A 22,453-nucleotide genomic window follows, 5' to 3' on the forward strand; every position below is an offset into this window, starting at 1 on the left:
GTTGTTGTGAGAGAAACGCGACGCGATTGCAATCCTTTCGCTCTTTTCGAACTGTTCAGCGAACGACATTTCGCCACCGGACAGGGTTTGTCCCAGTGAGACGTACGAGCGCTCGCAGGCGCTGCCCGCGCCGGCCTTTACCAGCGCAGCAGCCGCGGCCCCAGCAAGGCGCCCACCAGCACCGGCACCGCGATCCCGCTCACGTACCAGACCGCGAGGAACGGCGCCGTGAGCTCCATGCAGTGCAGCGCATAGACGGCCGCGCCGACACCGCCAGCGAGTGCGCCAGCCGCCGCGCCCGCGAGCGCGGGCCGGGTCGGCGCGAGGCTGCGCAGCGCGGCCATCGCGCCGACGAACACCGGCAGCGCCATCACCGCGATGCTCATGGCGCAGATGCGCCACGACTGGCCCATCAGCGAGGGCATGCGCCCTTCCATCGGCGTATCGAACCAGGCCATCACGGCCAGCGCCCAGACCGCCAGCACCGGCAGCACGGCACCGATCCAGGCCCGGCGCACCGGCACGCCCGGACGCGCGAGCCGCTGCGCCATCACGAAGGCCGCGCCTGCGATCGCCAGCGGAAACAGCAGCTTGACCCAGAACATCGGCCAGAACAGGGCCTGCAGCAGGTCGCGCCGCGGCCCGTATTCGACCAGCAGGATCGCCAGCGACAGCGGCGCGCCGATGGCCAGCGCCAGCCCCAGCCGCCGGCTCGCCGCCTGGCGCGGCGCGACCACCGGGCCGGCGGCGAGCATGGCGACCAGGTCGTCGGTCTTCATGCGGCGCTCCCGAAGCGCGCGGCCAGCGCCTTGAGCCCGCGGTGGATGCCCACCTTGACCGCCGACTCGGACATGCCCGTGAGGCTCGCGGTCTCGGCCACCGACAGGCCCTCGATCTTCACGTGCACGATCGGCAGGCGCTGGCGCTCGGGCAGGGTCTCGAGCAGGCCGCCGAGGTCGCGGCGCGCATCGCTGGCCTCGATGTCGGAGGCCGCGAACAGGCCCTGCTCATCGTCGAGCGGATCCTGCAGCGCCTCGCGCGAGGACTTGGCGCGCAGCAGGTCGATCATCTTGTAGCGCGCGATCGCATGCACCCAGGCCGTCAGCGGCTGGTCGCTCTGGTAGGTGTGACGCTGGTTGTGCATGGCGAGCAGGCATTCCTGGACGAGGTCTTCCACATCATCGGGCCAGCCGAACAGCCGCCGGCCCAGAAAAGCGCGCAGGTGCGCGCTGAGTCGCTGCAGGAAGTCGCGGTACGCCTTCGCGTCGCCATCGAGGCCGCGAAGGAAGAGGCTGCGCAGCGCCGCCTCGGCGTCGCTCGTTTGCATCCTGCTGCCTTCGTTGTTTCGTGCCATCGGACCGGCTGGTTACAGCCTCGTCGAAAAAGTTCCGACGGATTGTGCCGCGCCGCCGCAAGGGCCCGCGCGGCCGCGGGCCTTGGCCCTGCCGCGCCGCTCGCTGGACTAAGCTGCGCCGCACCCCTGCAAGGAGCGCCCATGTCGTCCGGCATCGCCCCGGTGTTCAAAGGACTCGTCTCGCATCCCTGGGCCTACCCGGCGCTGGAGGCGGTGCACATCGTCGGCATCGCGATGCTGTTCGGCGGCCTGCTGGTGTTCGAGCTGCGCGCGCTGGGCCTGGGCCGCGACCTGCCCGCGGCCCGGCTCGCGCGCCTCACGCTGACGCCCGCGCTGGCTGGTTTCGGCCTGTGCGCCGCCACCGGCCTGGCCATGTTCGCGGGCCAGCCCGGCGAGCTGCTGGCCAACCCGGCCTTCCGCCTCAAGCTGCTGCTGATCGCGCTGGCCGGCGCGAACGCGGCGCTGTTCCATGCGCGCGGCGGCTCCGCGCTGCTCGACGGGCCCGCCGCAAAGACCGGACGGCTGCAGTGCCTGTTGTCGCTGGCCTTCTGGCTCGCTGTCATCATCTGCGGGCGCTGGATCGCCTATGCCTGAGCGGGCCCCGGCCCGCGCCCACCCTTCCTCCGAGGAGAACGCCATGCCGCTGCCAAGACGCGCCTTCGTCGCCACTTCGCTGGGCCTCGGCCTGGGCCTCGCGCTGCCGGCACGCGCGCACCATGGCTGGAGCAGCTTCGACCAGGAGCGTCCGCTCTACCTCGAGGGCCGCGCCACCCGCGTGATGTGGCGCAACCCGCATGGCGAGCTCGAACTCGAGCTGCCCGAGAAACCCGCGCTGCCGGCCGACCTGAAGCAGCGCGCGCTGCCGAAGCAGAGCGCCTCGGTCGACGGCCCCGCGCTGCTCGCCAAGGCCCAGTTGCCGACGCGACGCGACCGCAAGTGGCTGGTCGAGCTCGCACCGCTCACGCGGCTGTCGGCCTGGGGCGTGGAAGAGATCAAGACCGGCACGCAGCTCGGCGTGCTGGGCTTCACCTTCACCGGCGAGAAAGGCGACGCGGTGCTGCGCGCCGAGTACCTGTTCGTCGACGGCAAGGTCTACGGGTTGCGCTCCTCGCCGGCCTGAGCTTCTTCCCGCGTTTCTTCTCGCGCCCTCCGCCGCGCCACGCACGCGGCGTTGTCCGTCGTTCCCCGGCTTGCAAGCCATGCGGTCGATCGGTACATTGCATTTTTTGAGGGCCATTCATGTCCGTCGACAGCACTGCGATCCCTTCGTCCTCCGCCTCCCCCGTTCCTCCCGCCGTGCCGGTGCCACCGGTTCCCTCGGCCGCCTCGCTCCCGGTCCAGACCGTCGTCCCCACGCCCAGCGGCCACATCCGGCTGACCTCGCACAGCGGCGGTTTCGGCGCGCTGCCGATCCGCTGGGGCGCGGCCACCGCCACCGAGCGCGGGCCGATCGTCGGCACCACCACCAAGCGCGCGCACCGCAACGTCATCGGCACGCACAGCGGCTCGTACAGCGTTTATCGCGCGCTCGCGGTGGCGGCGGGCGCGCTCAAGCGCGAGCACAAGGCCGACCTCACGAACACCGCGCCCACCGACATCATCGGCCCCTATCCGCAGTGGGGCGAACCCGGGCGCATCGTCTCGCTCGACCCCTGGGGCGCGCTGGTGGCCGATGCCTTCAAGAACGAGCTCGCGGCCGGCTACGACATCCGCCCGACCATCGCCATCACCAAGGCGCACGTGATCCTGCCCGAGGTGATCGAGGCGCTGCAGAGCGGCCGCCTCAAGGCCGACGGCCACTTCCTCACGGCCGGCGGCGCCGCGATGGTGACCAAGGCCGCGATCGAGCCCGTCTGGTACCTGCCCGAGGTGGCGCGGCGCTTCGGCTGTTCCGAAACCGACCTGCGCCGCGTGCTGTTCGAGGAAACCGGCGGCATGTACCCCGAGCTGGTCACGCGCTCCGACCTCGAGGTGTTCCTGCCGCCGATCGGCGGGCAGACGCTCTACATCTTCGGCAACCCGCGCGACCTGGCCAATCCCGAGGTCGAGCTCACGGCGCGCATCCACGACGAGTGCAACGGCTCCGACGTGTTCGGCTCCGACATCTGCACCTGCCGGCCCTACCTCACGCACGCCATCGAGGAATGCATCCAGGGCGCGCAGCGCGGCGGCGTCGGCCTCATCGCCTACTCGCGCAAAGAGGGCCGCGCGCTCGGCGAGGTCACGAAGTTCCTGGTCTACAACGCGCGCAAGCGCCAGGTCGGCGGCGACACCGCCGACCAGTACTTCGCGCGCACCGAATGCGTGGCCGGCGTGCAGGACATGCGCTTCCAGGAACTGATGCCCGACGTCTTCCACTGGCTGGGCATCAAGAAGATCCATCGGCTGGTGTCGATGAGCAACATGAAGTTCGACGCCATCGTCGGCTCGGGCATCGAGATCGGCGAACGCGTGAACATTCCGGACGAACTGATCCCCGCGGACGCGCGCGTCGAGATGGACGCCAAGATGGCCGCCGGCTATTTCACGCCGGGCCCGGTGCCGGACGCGGAGGAACTCAAGAAGGCCAAGGGCCGGGGACTGAACGAATGACGAGCAGCAACAACGATTTTCGCGACCACCTTCCCGTCGACGGCTCGGGCAGCCTGCGGCCCGGTGACGAGGGCCGGGTCGATCCCGCGACCGAGTTCGCGGTCGATGCCGGGCACCCCGCGGGCGCCGCGCGCCTGCTGCGCAGCACCGCCGAAGTGCGCCGCCGCGCCGCCGGCCTGCTGGCGCGCGCGCGCAACGGCGAATCGCGCTGGTTCCGCATCGGCGACGACAACGCCCTCGAGGACGCCGCGCGCACCGTGGCCGAGGTCACGCGCGAGCGCTATCCCTGGGACACCATTCCCTATCACAGCCGCTGGCGCCACTTCGAGGCCGGCGGCGTCGACCGCCGGGCCCAGCTCGACGAGCTGCTCGGCGAGTCCGACGCGCGGCAGCGCGCGCGCGCCCACATCGACCTCGTGCTGGTCAGCGTGCTGCTCGACGCCGGCGCCGGCCCCGACTGGCACTACACCGAACCGGCCAGCGGCGAGCGCTTCTCGCGCTCCGAGGGCCTGGGCGTGGCGAGCTTCCACGCCTTCACCAGCGGCCTGTTCTCCTCCGACCCCGAGCGCCCGCTGCAGGCCGATGCCGCCGGGCTGCGGGGCCTGGTCACCGACCGGCTCGGCGCCGCCTTCCAGGTCAGCGAGGTCAATCCGCTGGTCGGCCTCGCGGGCCGCGCCACGCTGCTGCGCCGGCTCGGCGAGGCGTTGGCCGAGCAGCCCGAGGTGTTCGGCGAGGACGGCCGGCCCGGCAACCTGTTCGACGCGCTGGTCGGCCCCTTCGGCCCGGCCGCGCCGCCCACCGCCGAGATCGGCGCGCACGCGATCCTGTCGCTGCTGCTCGATGCGCTATCGCGCATCTGGCCCTCGGCCAATGCGGTCGACAGCATCGCCGCCGACGGCAGCGACAACCCCGGCGGCATCGGCTCGGGCGATCCCGCGCTGGCGCTCGGCGACTGCTGGCGCCACAGCGCGGTGCCGGGCCCGGGCCTCACCAACGGCTGGATGCCCTTCCACAAGCTCTCGCAGTGGCTGACCTATTCGCTGCTCGAACCCTTCGAGTGGGCCGGCGTGAAGGTGCGCCACCTCGAGGCCCTGACCGCGCTGCCCGAGTACCGCAACGGCGGCCTGCTGATCGACAGCGGCGTGATCGTGCCCAAGGACGCGGCGCTGCTCGAGCGGCGCTGGAAGGCCGGCGACGAGTTCATCGTCGAATGGCGCGCGCTCACCGTGGCCCTGCTCGACGAACTGGCGCCGCGCGTGCGCAAGGTGCTCGGCCGCAGCGAGGAACAGCTGCCGCTGGCCTGCGTGCTCGAGGGCGGCACCTGGGCCGCGGGCCGGGCACTGGCACAGCGCTTGCGTGACGGTGCGCCACCACTGCAGATCGAGAGCGACGGCACCGTTTTCTAGTTCGCCAGTCTCTTAGACTTCCGGGTTTCGCCAACGCAGAACGAATCGAAGAATTCCAATGAGCAACGTCCACCTCCTCGACCACCCCCTCGTCCAGCACAAGCTCACGCTGATGCGCCGCAAGGACGCGTCCACCAACAGCTTCCGCCGGCTCCTCAACGAGATCAGCATGCTCATGGCCTACGAGGTCACGCGCGACATGCCGATGCAGGACGTCGAGGTCGAGACGCCGCTCGAGACCATGCAGGCCAAGGTCATCGACGGCAAGAAGCTGGTGCTGGTGTCGATCCTGCGCGCGGGCACCGGCATCCTGGACGGCATGCTCACCGTGGTGCCCGGCGCGCGCGTCGGCCACATCGGCCTGTACCGCGACCCGAAGACGCTGACCGCGGTCGAGTACTACTTCAAGATGCCCGGCGAGATGGACAGCCGCGACGTGATCGTGGTCGACCCGATGCTGGCCACCGGCAACTCGGCGGTGGCGGCGGTCGAGCGGCTCAAGGAACTCAATCCCAAGTCGATCAAGTTCGTCTGCCTGCTGACCTGCCCTGAGGGCGTGGCGACCATGCAGAAGGCGCACCCCGACGTGCCGATCTACACCGCAGCGATCGACCGCGAACTGAACGACCACGGCTACATCCTGCCGGGCCTCGGCGACGCCGGCGACCGCATCTTCGGCACCAAGTAAACGCAGACAAGAAGAGAAGCGGCCCGGTTCCTGCTTCGCAGCATCGGTCCACCGCCCCGCGCAGGGCGCGGTGCGACGATCCGAGCCCGCACCAGTTCCACCAGATCCATCACCCGAGGAGAAGCACCGTGACAGCACGCCGCCCCCTGATCGTTCGTTCCATCGCCATCGCCGCAGCTATCGCGGCCGGCCTTCCCGGCCTCGCGTTCGCGCAGGCCAAGCTCAAGGTGGCGGCGGTCTACACCGTCCCCTTCGAGCAGCAATGGGTGGGCCGCATCCACAAGGCGCTGAAGGCCGCCGAGGCGCGCGGCGAGATCGAGTACAAGGCCACCGAGAACGTCAGCAACGCCGACTACGAGCGCGTGATGCGCGAATACGCCACCGGCGGCAACCAGCTGATCCTCGGCGAGGTGTTCGGCGTCGAGGCCGCGGCGCGCAAGGTCGCCAAGGACTTCCCGAAGGTCGCCTTCCTGATGGGCTCCTCGCTCAAGCCGCAGGCGCCCAACTTCAGCGTGTTCGACAACTACATCCAGGAGCCGGCCTACCTCAGCGGCATGGTCGCCGGCGGCATGACCAAGAGCAACCGCATCGGCATGGTCGGCGGCTTCCCGATCCCCGAGGTCAACCGCCTGATGAACGCCTTCATGGCCGGCGCCAAGGAGACCAATCCCAAGGTCGAGTTCAGCGTGAGCTTCATCAACAGCTGGTTCGACCCGCCCAAGGCCAAGGAAGCGGCCTTCGCGATGATCGACAAGGGCGCCGACATCATGTACGCCGAGCGCTTCGGCGTCTCGGACGCGGCCAAGGAAAAGGGCAAGCTCGCGATCGGCAACGTGATCGACACCCAGGCCCAGTACCCCGACACCGTGGTCGCCTCGGCCCTGTGGAACTTCGAGCCCTCGGCCGACCGCGCGATCAAGCTGGTGAAGGAAGGCAAGTTCACCGCCGAGGACTACGGCATCTACTCGCAGATGAAGTACAAGGGCTCCGAGCTCGCGCCGCTGGGCACCTTCGAGAAGAAGGTGCCTGCCGAGATCGTTGCCAAGGTCAAGGCCAAGCAGGCCGACATCCTCGCCGGCAAGTTCACCGTGAAGGTGGACGACGGCCAACCCAAGTCCACCGCGAAGTGAGCCGCCCGATGACCCTGCGCTGGCGTTCCCTGCTCGCGGCCGGCGTGCTGGCCTTCGGCCTCGCGGGCTGCGTCGGTGTCTACAAGGGCACCGGCGTCAGCATCAACAGCGGCACCCGGCTCGACGACACGCCGCGCATCGCGGTCATCTCGGCCTTCGAGCCCGAACTCAAGCTGCTGCTCGCGCGCCTGCAGGGCGCGGCGAAGCACGGCGTGAACGGCGTCGAGTTCACCACCGGCACGCTCGAGGGCAAGCCGGTCGTGCTGTTCCTCTCGGGCATCAGCATGACCAACGCGACCATGAACACGCAGCTCGCGCTCAACCGCTTCCGCGTCACGAACATCGTGTTCAGCGGCATCGCGGGTGGCGTGAACCCTTCGCTGCATGTCGGCGACGTGACGGTGCCGGCCCAGTGGGGCCAGTACCTCGAGGTGCTGATGGCGCGCGAGACCGCGCCCGGAAAGTACGCGGCCCCGCCCTTCATCACCGACGCCACCCTGCCCAACTTCGGCATGATGTTCCCGCGCCCGGTCGAGGTGCGCTCGGCCGCGCGGCCCGGCATCGAGCGCAAGTTCTGGTTCGAGGCCGACCCGAAGATGCTCGAGGTGGCGCGCGGCATCCGCAACGTCGACCTCGCGAGCTGCAGCGCCGGCAAGTGCCTGGCGCGCAAGCCCCAGCTCGTGGTGGGCGGCAACGGCGTCTCGGGCCAGGCCTTCATGGACAACAAGGCCTATCGCGAATACACCTTCAAGACCTTCCAGGCCAACGTGCTCGACATGGAGACCGCGGCCGTGGGCATGGTGGCCTACAGCAACGGCGTGCCCTACATCGCCTTCCGCTCGCTCAGCGACCTGGCCGGCGGCGGCGATGGCGAGAACGAGATGGGCACCTTCATGAACATCGCGGCCGACAACTCCGCGAAGGTCATGCTGGCGTTCCTGGCTGCGTGGAAGTGACACCCCTTGCCCCGCCGGACCGACGCGGGGAAGGAACAAGAGATTCATGAGCAGCACGACCGTCCTCCGCCTCCAGGGCATCACCAAGCGCTTCGGCAGCCTGGTCGCCAACGATGCCATCTCCCTCGACCTGCGCGCCGGCGAAGTGCTGGCGCTGCTCGGCGAGAACGGTGCCGGCAAGTCGACGCTGATGTCGATCCTGTTCGGCCACTACGTCGCCGACGAAGGCCGCATCGAGGTCTTCGGCGCGCCGCTGGCGCCGGGCAACCCCAAGGCCGCGCTGGCCGCGGGCGTCGGCATGGTGCACCAGCACTTCACGCTGGCCGACAACCTCAGCGTGCTCGACAACGTGACCATGGGCACCGAGCCGCTGTGGCGCCCGCTGTCGCGCCGCGCGGCCGCGCGGGCCCGGCTGCTCGAGGTGGCGCAGCGCTTCGGGCTGCCGGTGCGGCCCGAGGCGACCATCGGCAGCCTCTCGGTGGGCGAGCGCCAGCGGGTCGAGATCCTCAAGGCGCTGTACCGCGGCGCGCGCATCCTGATCCTCGACGAACCCACCGCCGTGCTCACGCCGCAGGAGAGCGAGGCGCTGTTCGCCACGCTCTCGCAGATGGTGGCGCAGGGCCTGTCGGTGATCTTCATCAGCCACAAGCTCGGCGAGGTGCTGCGGGTGTCGCACCGCGTGGCCGTGCTGCGCGGCGGCAAGCTGGTGGCCGAGGCGGCCACGGCCGACACCACGCAGGCGCAGCTCGCGCTGTGGATGGTCGGGCATGCGGTCGAGGCGCCGCGGCGCCGGCCCGCCAAGTCGGTCGGCGACGCGGTCTGCGTGCTCGACCGCGTGAGCACCGCGGCCTCGCAGAGCGGCGGGCAGGACCGGCTGCGCGAGGTCTCGCTGACGCTGCGCGCGGGCGAGATCACCGCGATCGCGGGCGTCTCGGGCAACGGGCAGGTCGCGCTGGCCGAGCTGCTGTGCGGCACCCGCCGCGCCACCGCGGGCAGGGCGCAACTCATGGGCCGCGCCCTGCCGCCCTCGCCCGCGCGGCTGGTGCAGCGCGGCGTGGCGCGCATTCCCGAGGACCGGCATGCGGTCGGCGTGGTCGGCGACCTGCCAGTGTGGGAGAACGCGGTGTCGGAGCGGCTGCGCAGCCCGGTGTTCTCGCGCGGCGCGATGTTCGTGAAGCGCGCGGCCGCGCGGCTGCATGCGCGCCGCATCGAGCAGGCCTTCGACGTGCGCGGCGCCGGCCTGATGGCGCCGGCGCGCTCGCTGTCGGGCGGCAACATGCAGAAGCTGATCCTCGGCCGCGCCCTGCTGCCGCCCGAGCAGCCCGAGCCCGGCCGCGACGAGGAACGCAGGTACCCGACCCAGGCCCCGCGCCTGATCGTGGCGCACCAGCCGACCTGGGGCCTGGACATCGGCGCCGTGGCCTATGTGCAGCAGCAGCTGATCGCCGCGCGCGATGCCGGCGCGGCCGTGCTCGTGATCTCGGACGACCTCGACGAGGTGCTGGCGCTCGGCGACCGCGTGGCGGTGATGCACGGCGGCCACCTGGGCGAGGCGCGCGCCGCCTCGGCCTGGACGCGCGAGGCGATCGGCCTGGCGATGGCCGGTGCCACCGCCTCCACCGCGAAGGAGGCCACGCCATGATGCGGCTCGAACGACGCCACCAGGCCTCGCGCACCGCGCTGGTCCTGGCGCCCATCGGCGCGGTCGCCTTCACGCTCGCGATCAGCGCGCTGCTGGTGCTGTGGGCCGGCGCGCCCGTGGGCCGCACCTATGCACTGCTGCTGCAGGGCGGCTTCGGCTCGGTGTTCGCCTGGAGCGAGACCCTCACGCGCGCGATCCCGCTGATCCTCACCGGGCTGGCCGCCACGGTCGCGTTCAAGGCGCGGCTGTTCAACATCGGCGCCGAGGGGCAGCTCTACGCGGGTGCGCTGGCCGCGGTCGCCGTGGGCGGCATGCACGGCGGCACCGGCTTCGAGCTGTCGCCCTGGCTGCTGTTCCCGCTGATGATGCTGGCCGCCGCCGTGGCCGGCGCGCTGATGCTGCTGGGTCCGGCGCTGATGAAGAGCAGGCTGGGCGTCGACGAGGTCGTGACCACGCTGCTGATCAACTTCATCGTGCTGCTGGGCGTGTCGGCGCTGCTCGATGGACCGATGAAGGACCCGACCGCCATGGGCTGGCCGCAGAGCGTGTCGCTGCAATCGGACCTGGAGCTCGGCAAGCTGATCGCCCAGACGCGCGTGCACACCGGGCTGCTGTGGGCGGTGTCGCTCGCGGTGATGGTGTGGGCGGTCTTCAAGTACACGGTGCTGGGCTTCGACATCCGCGCCGTCGGCGCCAATGCGCGCGCCGCCGCCTTCGCCGGCGTGCCGGTGACGCGCACCGTGGTCTCGGTGGCGCTGCTGTCGGGCGCGCTGGCCGGGCTGGCGGGCGCGATCGAGGTCGCGGGCCGCACCAGCTACGTCACGCTCGACATGTCGCCCGGCTATGGCTACACCGGCATCGTGATCGCGATGCTGGCCGGCCTGCACCCGCTGGGCGTGATCGCGGCCGGCGTGTTCGTGGCCGGCGTGCTGGTCGGCGCCGACACCATGAGCCGCGCCGTCGGCGTGCCGACCTACATCGCCGACGTGATCGTCGCGGCGTCGCTGATCGCGGTGCTGGTGGCGACCCTGCTGACCCAGTACCGCGTGCGGAGGAGCCGATGACCGACCTGCTCGACATCCTCGCCAACCCGGCCTTCTGGGTCGCGGTGCTGCGCATCGCCACGCCGCTGATCCTCGGCACGCTCGGCGTGCTGCTGTGCGAGCGCGCCGGCGTGCTCAACCTCGGCATCGAGGGGATCATGGTCGCGGGCGCCTTCACCGGCTGGCTCGCGGTGTACCTGGGCGCGCCGCTGTGGGCGGGCGTGGGCATCGCGGCGCTCACGGGCGCCGTGTTCGGGCTGCTGCACGCCTTCCTGACCGTGGGGCTGGCACTCTCGCAGCACGTGTCGGGGCTGGGCATCACCATGCTCGCGACCGCGCTCAGCTACTTCGGCTACCGCGTGAGCTTCCCGAAGGTCAACACGCCGCCGACCATCGTGCCCTTCGCGCCCATGGAGTGGCTGCACATCCCGGTGCTCGGCGCCCAGACGCCGCTGACCCTGCTCGCGCTGGCGCTGGTACCCGCGGTGGCCTGGCTGCTCTACCGCACGCCGCTGGGCCTGGCGCTGCGCATGGTCGGCGAGAACCCGCAGGCGGCCGAGAGCCAGGGCGTATCGGTCGCGGCCACGCGCACCGGCGCCATCGTGGCCGGCTCGGCGCTGATGGGCGTGGCGGGCGCCTTCCTCACGCTGTCGGCCTTCAACGCCTTCTTCTTCAACATGGTCAACGGCCGCGGCTGGATCTGCGTCGCGCTGGTGGTGTTCGCCTCGTGGCGGCCGGGCAAGGCTCTGCTGGGCGCGCTGCTGTTCGCCTTCTTCGACGCGCTCCAGCTTCGCCTGCAGCAATCGGGCGATGCCTTCCTGCCCTATCAGCTGTACCTGATGCTGCCCTACCTGCTGTCGATCCTCGCGCTGGTGCTCGTGGCCCGCAAGGCCAGCTATCCGCAGGCGTTGATGAAGCCCTACCGCAAGGGCGAACGCTGAGGGGTGGCGGCCGGCAGCGCCGGTTCGCCACCGCGGCGCAGCAGCTGCACCAGTGCACGCAGTGGCGCGGTGATGCGCCATGAACGCGAGTTGCGCAGCTCGGCGATCTGCCGCTCCAGCTGCGCGACGCGGCGGCTCGCGTTGGCCAGTTCGCGCTTGAGCGCGCTGCGGTCCAGCGCGGCATGGTTCGGGAACGCGAGACGCGGCGTGCCCACGGCCTCGGCACCGGGGGCCGGCTCGGCCAGCTCGCGTCCGATGCGCACCTTCGACGGCTCCGCGACGCGGGCATGGGCGCGCAGGGCCGAAGCGCGATCGACGCCGTCGCCCAGCGTGGCGCTCAAGGCACCGTACAGATAATCCGGGTCCTCGATGAAACGCGGGAAGTCGAGCAGCACGATCGGCACGTTCCGCTTCACCAGCGCGTGCAGCAGCTCGTGGAAACCCAGTGCGAGCAGGCGCGCCTGGTCGATCGGGTTGAGCGAATAGACCACCCCGCCCGCCGTCGTGCCCCAGGTCTCCCATTGCTTGCAGTCGTCGTGCAGGCCGGGCATGGCATGGCGCGCGCGCAGCTCGTTGACGGTGCGGCTGGCGGCCGCCTCGACGATGCCGCGCATCGGGATGACGACGGCGTCGACCACCGTCTGCTCGTCGGCCAGCACGCGCTCCACGTACTCGAACAGCCAGGGCGACTTGATCACGTAGGGTGCATCGGGGTCGTTCAGCGGGAGGTCCTCGAGGCCCGCGTTGGCGTCCTCGTCGTAGCCCCGGTACTGGTCGCGCGCGATGTGGGTGTCCAGGCCGCATTCGGCGAGGTACTGCACCAGGAATGTCGTGCCCGCGCGGCCCGTGCCGGCGATCAGCAAGTGATGCTTCATGCGTGCACGCCGATCGGCGCACCGGCCGCGCGCGGGGCCGTGCCGAAAGCCAGCAGCAGCGATTCCACCGCGTCGGCCAGCCGGCAGGCCGAGGTGTCGATGACCAGGTCGGGCGCCACGGGCGGCTCGTAGCTGTCGGAGATGCCGGTGAACGCCGCGATCTCGTTGCGGCGCGCCCGGGCATAGAGCCCCTTCACGTCGCGCTGCTCGCACAGCGCGAACGGCGCATGCACGTGGATCTCGCGAAAGGCCTCGCCGACGATCTCGCGCGCCATCGCGCGTTGCGCCTGCAGCGGCGTGATGGCCGCGACGATCACGACCATGCCCTGCCGGCTCAGCAGCCGGGCGACCTCGGCCATCCGGCGGATGTTCTCGCTGCGGTCGGCCTGGCTGAACCCCAGCCCCTGGCTCAGGCCGGCGCGCACCTCGTCGCCGTCGAGCACGACGCTGCCCACCTGCTCGCCCTGCAGACGGGCCCGCAGGCCTTGCGCGATGGTGGATTTGCCCGCGCCCGACAGCCCGGTCATCCACATGACGCATGATGGACCGCCGGGATGCCCCGGCAGTGCCAGGACGCCAGGTCCGAAGTCAAGGTCATCGCGCTTCATTGTTTTCAAAGCGTAAGCGGCACCCCTCCGACTTTTGTCTCTGCAAGGTAAAAAATTCTGAGTAGAGAATTACGACGGCCCGCCATCGCCCTCCACACACCATGCCGAACTTCCTCCAATCCGCCTCGATCGCCGCCGTGCTCGCGTGCGGCACGGCCGCCCATGCGCTGGGCACCGACTATGGCTACGACCGCTTCCAGACGCCCGATGCCGTCACCTGGGTCCAGCTCTGCGGCACCTGGGGACCGAACCATCAGGGCACCTACCGCGTGGTGCATGCCGAGCAGTACGCGCAGTCTTTTCTCTATGTGCAATGGATGGCGCGCGACGCCAACGGCAGCCTGCAGGCCGCGCACACGGTCCCCATCGCCGAGCTCGACAACGACCATGCCGAGATCGCGCTCAGCGAGCTGACCTGCCGCGCCACGCCGCGCGGCATCGTGCTGACGGCCAAGGCCGACTCGGGGCACGACGACAAGCTGCGGCGCGTGACCATCGAGGTCGGCCCGGCACCGGGCCAGTACCGCTTCCGGCCGCAGCGCACGCGCTGAAGCCAGCCAACCGGCCACGCCAGGCCGAATCTCCCCACAACGATCCCCAAGCCCCACGATGCTCGACTTCATCCTCACCAACGCCACCCTCCCCGACGGCCGCACCGGCATGTCGATCGCCGTGCAGGACGGCCGCATCGCCGAAGTCACGGCCGGCCTGGCCGCGCCGGCGCACGACACGCTCGATGCCGCCGGCCAGCTGGTCGCGTCGCACTTCGTCGACCCGCATTTCCACATGGACGCCACGCTGAGCTACGGCCTGCCGCGCGTCAACCAGAGCGGCACGCTGCTCGAGGGCATCGCGCTGTGGGGCGAGCTCAAGCCGCTCTTGACGGCCGAGGCGCTGATCGAACGCGCGCTGGCCTACTGCGACTGGGCCGTGGCCAAGGGGCTGCTCGCGGTGCGCTCGCATGTCGACACCAGCGATGCCAGCCTGCTGGCGGTCGATGCGCTGCTCGAGGTCAAGCGCCGCGTGGCGCCGTACCTCGACCTGCAGCTGGTGGCCTTCCCGCAGGACGGCGCGCTGCGCATCCCGGGCGGGCTCGAGAACATCGAGCGCGCGCTCGACAAGGGCGTGGACGTGGTCGGCGGCATCCCGCACTTCGAGCGCACCATGGCCGACGGCGCGGCCAGCGTGAAGCGGCTGTGCGAGATCGCCGCGGAGCGCGGCAAGCTGGTCGACATGCACTGCGACGAATCCGACGACCCGCTCTCGCGCCACATCGAGACCCTGGCCTTCGAGACGCAGCGCCTGGGCCTGCAGGGCCGGGTCACGGGCTCGCACTGCACCTCGATGCATTCGATGGACAACTACTACGTGAGCAAGCTGCTGCCGCTGATCGCCGAGGCCGGCGTGAGCGTGGTCTCGAACCCGCTGATCAACATCACGCTGCAGGGCCGCCACGACAGCTACCCCAAGCGCCGCGGCATGACGCGCGTGCCCGAGCTGCTGGCCGCCGGCGTCAACGTCGCCTTCGGCCACGACTGCGTGATGGACCCCTGGTACGGCATGGGCTCGGGCGACATGCTCGAGGTGGCGCACATGGGCCTGCACGTGGCGCAGATGACCAGCCAGGCCGGCATCCACCAATGCTTCGAGGCCGTGACCACCAACGCCGCGCGCGTGATGCACCTCGAGAACTACGGCCTCGAGGCCGGTTGCGATGCGAGCTTCGTGCTGCTGCAGGCGCGCGATCCGGTCGAGGCGATCCGGCTGCGCGCCACGCGCCTGAAGGTGTTCCGCAAGGGCCGGCTGCTGGCCGAGACGCCGGCGGCGACGGCCTCGCTGCACCTGCCGGGCCGCGGCGACGCGACGAGCTGGAGCCTGCCGAAGGCCTGAGCCTTCGCGCCGCTCGCGCAACTCCGCCGGCCGGGTGGCTGCACCTCGGCGGTGGATGGCTTCATCCGCTCGTTGCGATAGCTAGCTAGGCCGCGCGTGATTCGGGCGCCAGCGCCTCGGCCAGGGCCGCCAGCGCCTCGCCCACGGGCCGCTCGACCTTGAGCGCCAGCAACTCGTCGGCCCGCGTGCGCCCGAGGTTCACCGCCGCCACCGGCTTGCCGGCCGCCGCGGCCGCCTGCACGAAGCGAAAGCCCGAATAGACCATCAGCGACGAGCCCGCCACCAGCACCGCATCGGCGGCCTCGAGCGCCGCGAAGGCCGCGGCGACGCGCTCCCGCGGCACGCTCTCGCCGAAGAACACCACGTCGGGCTTGAGCAGGCCGCCGCAATGGGCGCAGGCCGGCACGTCGAAGGCCGAGAAGTCATGGCCCTCGAGATCGGCATCGCCGTCGGGTGCCGCGCGCGCCTCGAGCGCGGCCCAGCGCGGATTGCGCGCGCGCAGTTCGCGCTGCAGCTCAGCGCGCGGCAGGCGGCGTTCGCAGCCCATGCAGCGCACGGTGTCGATGCGCCCGTGCAGGTCGATGGTGGCGTGGCTGCCGGCGGCCTCGTGCAGGCCGTCGACGTTCTGGGTCAGCAGCAGGCCGACGCGACCGGCCGCCTCGAGCCGCGACAGCGCGCGGTGCGCGGCGCCCGGCCGGGCCAGCGCCATGGTCGGCCAGCCGATCAGGCTGCGCGCCCAGTAGCGACGTCGGGTCGCCTCCTCGCCCATGAAGGCCTGGTACGTCACGGGAGACGGCCGCTTCCATTCGCCGCGTGCGTCGCGGTAGTCGGGGATGCCCGATTCGGTGCTGCAGCCCGCGCCGGTCAGCACGAACAGCTTGCGGTGGTGCGTGGCGAAGTCGGCGAGCGCGGCGGCGGTGGCGTCCATGCGGGGAGCATACGTGGGCCGGGCCATGGCCGTGCGCACGGGGGAAATCGGGGCCGCCGTTGCGGCCGCGCGCCGTCCTTCCTACGATGCCGGCATCCCCCACGAGGAGCTCGCATGAAAGTCCAGGGCGCCTGCCATTGCGGCCGCATCCGCTACGAAGCCGAGGTCGACCCCGAGAAGGTCGCGCTGTGCAACTGCACCGACTGCCAGGTGCTCTCGGGCACCGCCTACCGCGTGTCGGCCACCGTGCCGGCCGCGAGCTTCCGGCTGCTCGACGGCACGCCGAAGGTCTACGTGAAGACGGCCGAGAGCGGCACGCGGCGGCGCCAGAGCTTCTGCGAGCACTGCGGCACGCCGATCGCATCGAGCGCGGACAGCGACACGCCGCCGGCCTACTCGCTGCGCATCGGCCCGCTGGCACAGCGCGCGCTGCTGCCGCCGCGGCGCCGGCAATGGTGCCGCTCGGCGCTCGACTGGTCGCAAGACCTCAGCGCGCTGCCCGCAGTCGAGGGCCAGGCCACCTGAAATCTCAGGCGGCGGCGATGCGCCCGTCGCGGAAGTGCACGACGCGGTCAGCCACGCCGAAGTAGCGGTCGTCGTGCGAGATGACGACCAGCGTGTGGCCCTTGGCGCGCAGTTCCGGCAACAGCTCGGTGTAGAACTGGTGGCGAAAGCTCGGATCCTGGTCGGCCGCCCATTCGTCGAACACCATCACGGGCCGCGCCTCGACCCAGGCATGCACCAGCGCGAGCCGCTTGCGCTGGCCGGTCGAGAGGTCGATGGTGCTGAAGGCGCCGTCGTTGACCGCCACCTTGCCCTCGAGCGCGAGCCGCGCCAGGCCGGCGCGCGCGAGGTCGTCGCGCTGCGTGTGCGTGAGGCCGGGCTCGTCGGTCAGCGCCTCGAACAGGTGGAAGTCGGAGAGCACCGGCGAAAACAGCTGGCGGTAGGTGTCGCGGCTGGCGTCGGTCACCGCCTCGCCATCGACCGTCAGCGTGCCGGACTGCGGCAGGTAGAGGCCGGTCAGCAGCTTGAGGAAGGTGGTCTTGCCCGAGCCGTTGTCGCCCGCGATGAAGAGGATCTCGCCGCGCGCGATGCGCAGGTCGATCGGGCCGAAGACGAACGGCGCGGCGACCTGCGCGGCTTGCGCGCCGTCCTCGGCTTCCGCGGGCGCGAAGGCGTAGCGGACGCCGCTGAGCGCGATGGCCTCGACGAAGGCCGGGCGTGACCCCGTGCCGACGACGGCATCGGCCAGACCGGGTTCCGGGCTCTCGAAGCGCTCGGTCAGTTCGGCGACCCGGCCCAGCGCCACGCGCGCCCGTGCGAAGAACGGCAGGAAGCCCAGCACCTGGTCCATCGGCCCCTTGAGGTAGAGCAGCGCCAGCACGAAGCCGCTGAGCGCCTCGGCCGACAGGTTCCAGAACCGGGCCGCGCCGAAGACCACCGCGATGAACAGGAAGTACAGCGCCGAGCCGGCCTCGTGCGCGAACGAGAAGGCATCGCCGGCCTTCACGCTGGCCTGGCGGATGTCGTCGACGCTGCGCAGGATCTCGCCCTGATAGACCTGCGCGCGACGGCCGCGGCTCAGGCGCAGTTCCTTGGCCGCGTCGCCGAGCCGGCGCCAGGCCTTGTGCAGCGCGTCCTCGCCCTCGCGCGCCGCGTCGAAGCCGGCGATGGCGCGCTCGAGCGCCAGCCGGTGGATCGCGATGCCGCCCGCCATCACCACGGCCAGCAGCGCCGCGAGTTGCCACGAGAGCCAGACCAGCCAGCCCAGGCAGCCGAGCACGATGGTCGCGGAGACCACCGTCATCGGCAGGCCGAGGCACAGGCCGCTCACCATGCCGATGTCGTGCGTCAAGACGGGTGTCAGCCGGTGGGTGCGGAAGCGCTCGAGCTCGTCGATGGGCGCCGCGAGGATCCGCTGCGCGAGCCGGGTCCGCAGGCTGCGCAGGATGTCCTGCCCGATGCGGTTGGTGAGCGCGTCGGAAAGCACGCGCCCGGCCAGCGTGAGCAGTGCGAGGCCCACGAAGGCCAGCGCCAGGCCCGAGGCCAGTCCGCCCTCGGCATGCAGCATGCGGTTGATGAGCGCGAGCAGCGCGACCGTCGCGGCGCTGCCGCCAACGCCCGCGAGTGTCGCCACGCCAAGGCCGAGCGCATGACGGCGCAGCAGGCCGTTCGGGCCCAGGAAAAGATCGGTGGTGGAGGCTTGGGGCATTCGGGCTGGTTCGGCGAAACGAAGGCCGCATGGCGCGGTCCGGCAGCGAGAAGGCCGCGGATCGTAGCAGCCGGGCGAAGCCGCCCTGCCCCGGGCTCAGCCTTGCGAGTGACCGGGCTGCAGCAAGTCGCACCACATGTGCACTTTGCCCAGCAGTTGGCCGTCGAGCGCGATCGCCAGCGGCTCGACGCCGAAAGACTGAAAGCCGCAGCGTTCGTAGAGCCGTTGGGCGGCATCGTTGCCTTCGGTCACGGTGAGCTGCACCAGGCGCAGGCCCGGTCGCTGGCGGGCGTGGTCCAGCAACGCCAGCACCAGCCGGCGGCCGAAGCCCGCCTGCCGGGCCGATTCGGCCACCGACATGCCGAACAGCGTCGCCTTGTGCCGCGCGCGTTCGCGCCGCTCGAAGCTCAGGCCGGCCGCGCCGACCAGCCCGCCGGCGTCGAAGGCACCGTAGACCACGTCGGCCGTGTCGTCGCCCGGCGCCAGCCGCTCTTCCCACCAGCGCAGCGGCAAGGCGCCGCGCTCGGCTGCTGTCGAGGTGAAGGCGCTGCGATGCCGCTCGTAGGCATCGAGCATGCGCGCGCGATAGGCCACCGCATCGGCCGGCACCAGACGCCGGACGACATCCGTTGCAGTCTTCTGTTCAGAACCGGACACAGACGGCCTGCCTTTCCTGCAGCACGGCCTCCTGGGCGAAAGCCTGGCGGTAGGCCGCGATGACCTGGGCGACGGCCGCGTCGGCCTTGTCCTCGCGCGGATGCAGCAGCACCACGATCTTCGAGGGCTCGCGCACCACCGCGCCCGTATCGCCGCGCCACTGGCCCACGGCGTCGATCACGGTGAGGCCCTGCGGGAAGGCCGGGGTCACGGTGCTGTCGAGGAAGCGCAGCCACTCGGCCTCGGACACCTGGCCGCCGGTGGGAATGGCGCGGCCGAAATAGAGGGTGTCGCGTTCGAAGGGCGAGAGGCCTGGGGCGCAGGCCGCTGCGCCTGGCGCTGCGGTCGGCGAGGTGGCGAACGAGCCGCATCCCGCCAGCAACAGCGCCAGGATCGCGGCTGCGAGCCCGCGTGGGAATCGTCGCGTCGACGGCATCGGCATGAACGACCCCGCAGGTTCAGCGCGACGGCGCAATCGCGTCCGCGTAGTCGTAGAGCGCGCCCAGCAGTTCCTCGCCCTGCTCGTCCACCGTCTCGGACAGCGCATCGATTTCGGCGAACAGGCCCTCGACGGTGCGGGCACCGCCCTCGCCCTCGAACAGCCGCGCCGCGCGGTGCTCTTCCCAGCGCTGCGTCTCTTCCTCGCTCAGGGTCTCGGGCCAGTTGCGCGCGCGGTAGCGGAACACGATCTCCTCGAGCCGCCCGTCGTCGAAACCGGTGCGGTCCTTCGCGAGCTCGGCCGGCGAGAGCGTGCGCAGCTGGTTGAGCCGGCGCCGGTCGCCGTTGCCGACGAAGCCGCCATAGAGGTCCTCGTCGACGTCGGGCGCATCTTCCTTCGGCCGCTCGTAGACCTTGGCCCAGATCGCGCTCATGTCGGGCAGGTCGCGTGCGATCGCGGCATGGCGCATGGCCGTCTCGAGGTCGATGCCCCAGCGCTCGGCCATGGGCGCGGCCAGCGTGCGCAGGTTGCCCACCACCATCGGCGACTTGTTGAGATGCACGCCCTTGATCGGCAGCCGCACCACGCCCTCGGGCAGCTCGGCGGCGCGCGTGAACATGCGCAGGCGCGCGGTGTCGGCATCGAGGTCGCGCAGCTCGCTCGGGTCGTGCGCGAGGTCCCAGGCCAGCAGCTCGTTCTTGTTGGTGGGATGGCTGGCCAGCGGCCACATCACGGCCAGGCAGCCGCGCTCGGCCGGGAACATGCCCGAGACGTGCAGGAAGGGCTTCGCGGTCTCGCGCACCGCCGGCAGGCCGAGCTCGCTGGCCACGCGGTCCTTGCGGTGCAGCGCGAAGGCGAAATCGAACAGCTTGGGCTGCGCGTTGCGGATCAGCCGCGCCAGCGCGATGGTGGCGCGCACGTCCGACAGCGCATCGTGCGCCGACTCGTGCAGCAGGCCGTTGGCCTTGGCGAGATCCTCGAGCTTGAAGCTGGCGCTGCCGTCCTCCTTCTTCGGCCACTGGATGCCATCGGGCCGCAGCGCATAGGTCAGGCGCACCACGTCGAGCAGGTCCCAGCGACCGCACTCGTTCTGCCACTCGCGCGCATAGGGATCGATGAGGTTGCGCCAGAACAGGAAGCGCGTGACCTCGTCGTCGAAGCGGATGGTGTTGTAGCCCACGCCGATGGTGCCGGGCTGCGAGAAGGCACGCTCGATCTGCGCCGCGAACTCGTGCTCGGGCAGGCCGCGTTCGAGGCACAGCTGCGGCGTGATGCCGGTGATCAGCGTGGCCTCGGGACTCGGCAGGTAGTCGGGCGCGGGCTTGCAATAGATCATCAGCGGCTCGCCGATCTCGTTGAGCGCCGCGTCGGTGCGGATGGCGGCGAACTGCGAGGGCCGGTCGCGGCGCGGCACGGCGCCGAAGGTTTCGTAGTCGTGCCAGAGGAAGGTTTGAGCGGTCATGTCGTTGTGGGAAAGCGAAAGCGGATACCGGGTACGGCGCCCGGCCTCAGAGCAGCGGCGACGACAACCTCGCGACCGAGTCGCCGAGCCGTTGCCAGAAAGGCTGCGGACGGTGCGCGCGCACGGCGGCCGAGCTGTGCAGGTCGGTCTCGAACTGCGCCGCCAGCGGCCGGGCCAGGGCCGGACCATAAACCACCGCGCAGACCTCGAAGTTGAGCCGGAAGCTGCGGTTGTCGAAATTCGCGGTGCCGATCATCGCGCAGTCGTCGTCGACCACCAGCGTCTTGGAGTGCAGCATGCGCGCCTTGTACTCCCACACCTTCACGCCGGCGGCGATCAGTTCGTCGAAGTAGGAGCGCGCGGCGGCGCTCACGATGGCAGAGTCGCTGCGCCGCGGCACCAGCAGCCGCACGTCGACGCCGCGCAGCGCGGCGCTGGTGAGCGCCATCAGCGCGGGCTCGCCGGGCACGAAGTACGGCGTGGTGAGCCAGGCGCGATGGTTGGCGTTGTGGATCGCCTCGACGTGCATGCGGTGGATGGCCTCGAGCGTGTTGTCGGGCCCGCTGGTGACGATCTGCACCGGGATCTCGCCGGCCTCCACCTTGGGCAGCATGGCGTCGAGCCCGTCGCCGAAGCTGTGCAGGTCCTCGCCGGTGGCATAGGTCCAGTCCTCCATGAAGGTGGTCTGCAGCCAGCGCACGGCACTGCCTTCCACGCGCAGGTGGACGTCGTGGTAGGCGTCGGGACGGGTGCGCTTGTCTTCCTCGTCCGTGATGTTGACGCCGCCGGTGAAGCCCACGCGGCCGTCGCACACCACGATCTTGCGGTGGGTGCGGTAGTTGGTCACCGGGCGCAGGCGGCGGCCGATCTTGGTGTCGTGGAACAGCGCCACCTGCACGCCCGCGGCCAGCATCGGCGCCATGAACTTGCGGCCGATGCGCTGGGAGCCCAGCGCGTCGATCAGCAGCCGCACCTTCACGCCCTCGCCCGCGCGCGCCACCAGCAGGTCGCGCAGCGCGGTGCCGATGGTGTCGGGCTCGAAGATGTAGTACTCGAGATGCACGTGGTCGCGCGCCGCGCGCACCGCCTCGAAGATCGCGTCGAAGGTGCGCGCGCCGCCCGAGAGCAGCTCGACGCCGGTGGCGCTCGATACCGGGATGCCGCAGGTCGCGGTGCCCAGCCGCGCCATCTGCTGCAGCGCCGGCGGCGCATGCTCTGCCGCGTCGCGCAACCGCGCCAGATCGGCCTGCGCATTGGCGTTCGCGCGGGTGCGCAGGCGCTTGAGCCGCTGCTTGCGCAGGCGCTGCGGCCCGAGGAAGTAGTAGATGACGAATCCCGCGAACGGCAGCAGCGCCAGCGACAGGATCCAGCTCATCGTCGACACCGGCGCGCGCTTCTGCATCACGATCCAGACCGACAGCACGGCGATATAGCCGCTCCATGCCAGGGAGAGGCCGGTTTTCCATTCGGGACTGAGTTCGGGGAGGATCAAGGCGAAGCGATCGGACGTCGGGGCCGGCCCGAGGACGCCGCAGGCATCGGGAAAAGGCGCGATCGACCTGGCCGCACGCCGCTTTCCATCCCTGAAGCGCCCGCCCGAGGAAAAGAAAAAAGGCCGGCAGCGCGATGC

Annotated in this window: 23 protein-coding genes; 13 read left to right on the forward strand and 10 right to left on the reverse strand. The window is 70.8% G+C overall.

What is annotated here, in order from left to right:
* Positions 1–137: 137 nt before the first annotated feature.
* Positions 138–779: a DUF1109 domain-containing protein gene (locus AC07RM_RS15335; protein ID WP_495335090.1), complete on the reverse strand. Its 642-nt coding sequence runs from the start codon at positions 777–779 to the stop codon at positions 138–140.
* A complete protein-coding gene (locus tag AC07RM_RS15340; RefSeq protein ID WP_495335091.1) occupies positions 776–1,354 on the reverse strand; it encodes a sigma-70 family RNA polymerase sigma factor in 579 nt (192 codons plus the stop codon). Before AC07RM_RS15340 ends, AC07RM_RS15335 begins: the two co-directional genes overlap by 4 nt.
* Before the next feature lie 162 nt (positions 1,355–1,516).
* Here AC07RM_RS15340 and AC07RM_RS15345 point away from each other — a divergent pair, with 162 nt between their 5' ends.
* From AC07RM_RS15345 to AC07RM_RS15390, 10 genes are all read left to right on the forward strand, one after another.
* Positions 1,517–1,948: a hypothetical protein gene (locus tag AC07RM_RS15345; RefSeq protein ID WP_093342478.1), complete on the forward strand. Its 432-nt coding sequence runs from the start codon at positions 1,517–1,519 to the stop codon at positions 1,946–1,948.
* A gap of 43 nt (positions 1,949–1,991) precedes the next feature.
* Positions 1,992–2,474 carry a DUF6152 family protein gene (locus tag AC07RM_RS15350; RefSeq protein ID WP_495335092.1) on the forward strand — a complete coding sequence of 161 codons (483 nt, stop codon included), beginning with the start codon at positions 1,992–1,994 and terminating at the stop codon, positions 2,472–2,474.
* Between the two features lie 119 nt (positions 2,475–2,593).
* The gene (locus tag AC07RM_RS15355) at positions 2,594–3,946 is read left to right on the forward strand and encodes a GTP cyclohydrolase II (protein ID WP_495335093.1); all 1,353 of its coding nucleotides are present in this window, start codon (positions 2,594–2,596) and stop codon (positions 3,944–3,946) included.
* Positions 3,943–5,352 carry a URC4/urg3 family protein gene (locus AC07RM_RS15360; protein WP_495335094.1) on the forward strand — a complete coding sequence of 470 codons (1,410 nt, stop codon included), beginning with the start codon at positions 3,943–3,945 and terminating at the stop codon, positions 5,350–5,352. The genes AC07RM_RS15355 and AC07RM_RS15360 overlap by 4 nt, the downstream gene beginning before the upstream one ends.
* A 58-nt stretch (positions 5,353–5,410) precedes the next feature.
* A complete protein-coding gene (upp, locus tag AC07RM_RS15365; protein WP_093342184.1) occupies positions 5,411–6,040 on the forward strand; it encodes a uracil phosphoribosyltransferase in 630 nt (209 codons plus the stop codon).
* 128 nt (positions 6,041–6,168) lie between these two features.
* On the forward strand, positions 6,169–7,170 hold the full coding sequence (locus tag AC07RM_RS15370) for a BMP family protein (protein ID WP_495335095.1): 1,002 nt from the start codon (positions 6,169–6,171) through the stop codon (positions 7,168–7,170).
* A gap of 8 nt (positions 7,171–7,178) precedes the next feature.
* Positions 7,179–8,126 (forward strand): 5'-methylthioadenosine/S-adenosylhomocysteine nucleosidase, encoded by a 948-nt coding sequence (locus AC07RM_RS15375; protein ID WP_495335096.1) that lies wholly within the window; start codon positions 7,179–7,181, stop codon positions 8,124–8,126.
* Between the two features lie 46 nt (positions 8,127–8,172).
* A complete protein-coding gene (locus AC07RM_RS15380; RefSeq protein ID WP_495335097.1) occupies positions 8,173–9,768 on the forward strand; it encodes an ABC transporter ATP-binding protein in 1,596 nt (531 codons plus the stop codon).
* Positions 9,768–10,832: an ABC transporter permease gene (locus AC07RM_RS15385; RefSeq protein ID WP_495335241.1), complete on the forward strand. Its 1,065-nt coding sequence runs from the start codon at positions 9,768–9,770 to the stop codon at positions 10,830–10,832. The genes AC07RM_RS15380 and AC07RM_RS15385 overlap by 1 nt, the downstream gene beginning before the upstream one ends.
* Complete coding sequence (locus tag AC07RM_RS15390) at positions 10,829–11,752, forward strand: ABC transporter permease (RefSeq protein ID WP_093342192.1); 924 nt, start codon at positions 10,829–10,831, stop codon at positions 11,750–11,752. Before AC07RM_RS15385 ends, AC07RM_RS15390 begins: the two co-directional genes overlap by 4 nt.
* On the opposite strand, the gene AC07RM_RS15395 is transcribed toward AC07RM_RS15390, so the two are convergent.
* Both AC07RM_RS15395 and cysC read right to left on the reverse strand, forming a co-directional pair.
* Positions 11,731–12,627 carry a hypothetical protein gene (locus AC07RM_RS15395; protein WP_495335098.1) on the reverse strand — a complete coding sequence of 299 codons (897 nt, stop codon included), beginning with the start codon at positions 12,625–12,627 and terminating at the stop codon, positions 11,731–11,733. The genes AC07RM_RS15390 and AC07RM_RS15395 overlap by 22 nt on opposite strands.
* Positions 12,624–13,160 (reverse strand): adenylyl-sulfate kinase, encoded by a 537-nt coding sequence (gene cysC / locus AC07RM_RS15400; protein WP_495335099.1) that lies wholly within the window; start codon positions 13,158–13,160, stop codon positions 12,624–12,626. Before cysC ends, AC07RM_RS15395 begins: the two co-directional genes overlap by 4 nt.
* A gap of 176 nt (positions 13,161–13,336) precedes the next feature.
* Here cysC and AC07RM_RS15405 point away from each other — a divergent pair, with 176 nt between their 5' ends.
* Complete coding sequence (locus AC07RM_RS15405) at positions 13,337–13,786, forward strand: hypothetical protein (protein ID WP_093342197.1); 450 nt, start codon at positions 13,337–13,339, stop codon at positions 13,784–13,786.
* 58 nt (positions 13,787–13,844) lie between these two features.
* Positions 13,845–15,125: an amidohydrolase family protein gene (locus tag AC07RM_RS15410; RefSeq protein WP_495335100.1), complete on the forward strand. Its 1,281-nt coding sequence runs from the start codon at positions 13,845–13,847 to the stop codon at positions 15,123–15,125.
* 85 nt (positions 15,126–15,210) lie between these two features.
* Here AC07RM_RS15410 and AC07RM_RS15415 read toward each other — a convergent pair whose 3' ends face one another.
* The gene (locus tag AC07RM_RS15415; RefSeq protein ID WP_495335101.1) at positions 15,211–16,053 is read right to left on the reverse strand and encodes an NAD-dependent protein deacetylase; all 843 of its coding nucleotides are present in this window, start codon (positions 16,051–16,053) and stop codon (positions 15,211–15,213) included.
* Between the two features lie 114 nt (positions 16,054–16,167).
* On the opposite strand from AC07RM_RS15415, the gene AC07RM_RS15420 reads away from it, so the two are divergent.
* Entirely contained in the window at positions 16,168–16,578 is a 411-nt protein-coding gene (locus AC07RM_RS15420; protein ID WP_495335102.1) for a GFA family protein, read from the forward strand.
* Between the two features lie 4 nt (positions 16,579–16,582).
* Here the strand turns inward: AC07RM_RS15420 and AC07RM_RS15425 are convergent, their stop codons facing one another.
* From AC07RM_RS15425 to cls, 5 genes are all read right to left on the reverse strand, one after another.
* On the reverse strand, positions 16,583–18,265 hold the full coding sequence (locus AC07RM_RS15425) for a cyclic peptide export ABC transporter (protein ID WP_495335103.1): 1,683 nt from the start codon (positions 18,263–18,265) through the stop codon (positions 16,583–16,585).
* 96 nt (positions 18,266–18,361) lie between these two features.
* Positions 18,362–18,922 (reverse strand): GNAT family N-acetyltransferase, encoded by a 561-nt coding sequence (locus AC07RM_RS15430; protein WP_490876952.1) that lies wholly within the window; start codon positions 18,920–18,922, stop codon positions 18,362–18,364.
* On the reverse strand, positions 18,909–19,364 hold the full coding sequence (locus AC07RM_RS15435) for a DUF3574 domain-containing protein (RefSeq protein ID WP_495335104.1): 456 nt from the start codon (positions 19,362–19,364) through the stop codon (positions 18,909–18,911). The genes AC07RM_RS15430 and AC07RM_RS15435 overlap by 14 nt, the downstream gene beginning before the upstream one ends.
* A 16-nt stretch (positions 19,365–19,380) precedes the next feature.
* Entirely contained in the window at positions 19,381–20,823 is a 1,443-nt protein-coding gene (sbcB, locus tag AC07RM_RS15440; RefSeq protein WP_495335105.1) for an exodeoxyribonuclease I, read from the reverse strand.
* Positions 20,824–20,869: 46 nt separating this feature from the next.
* A complete protein-coding gene (gene cls / locus AC07RM_RS15445) occupies positions 20,870–22,315 on the reverse strand; it encodes a cardiolipin synthase (RefSeq protein ID WP_495335106.1) in 1,446 nt (481 codons plus the stop codon).
* Positions 22,316–22,453: the final 138 nt, after the last annotated feature.

It is taken from the genome of Variovorax sp. GW821-FHT09B05 (genome assembly GCF_059418265.1).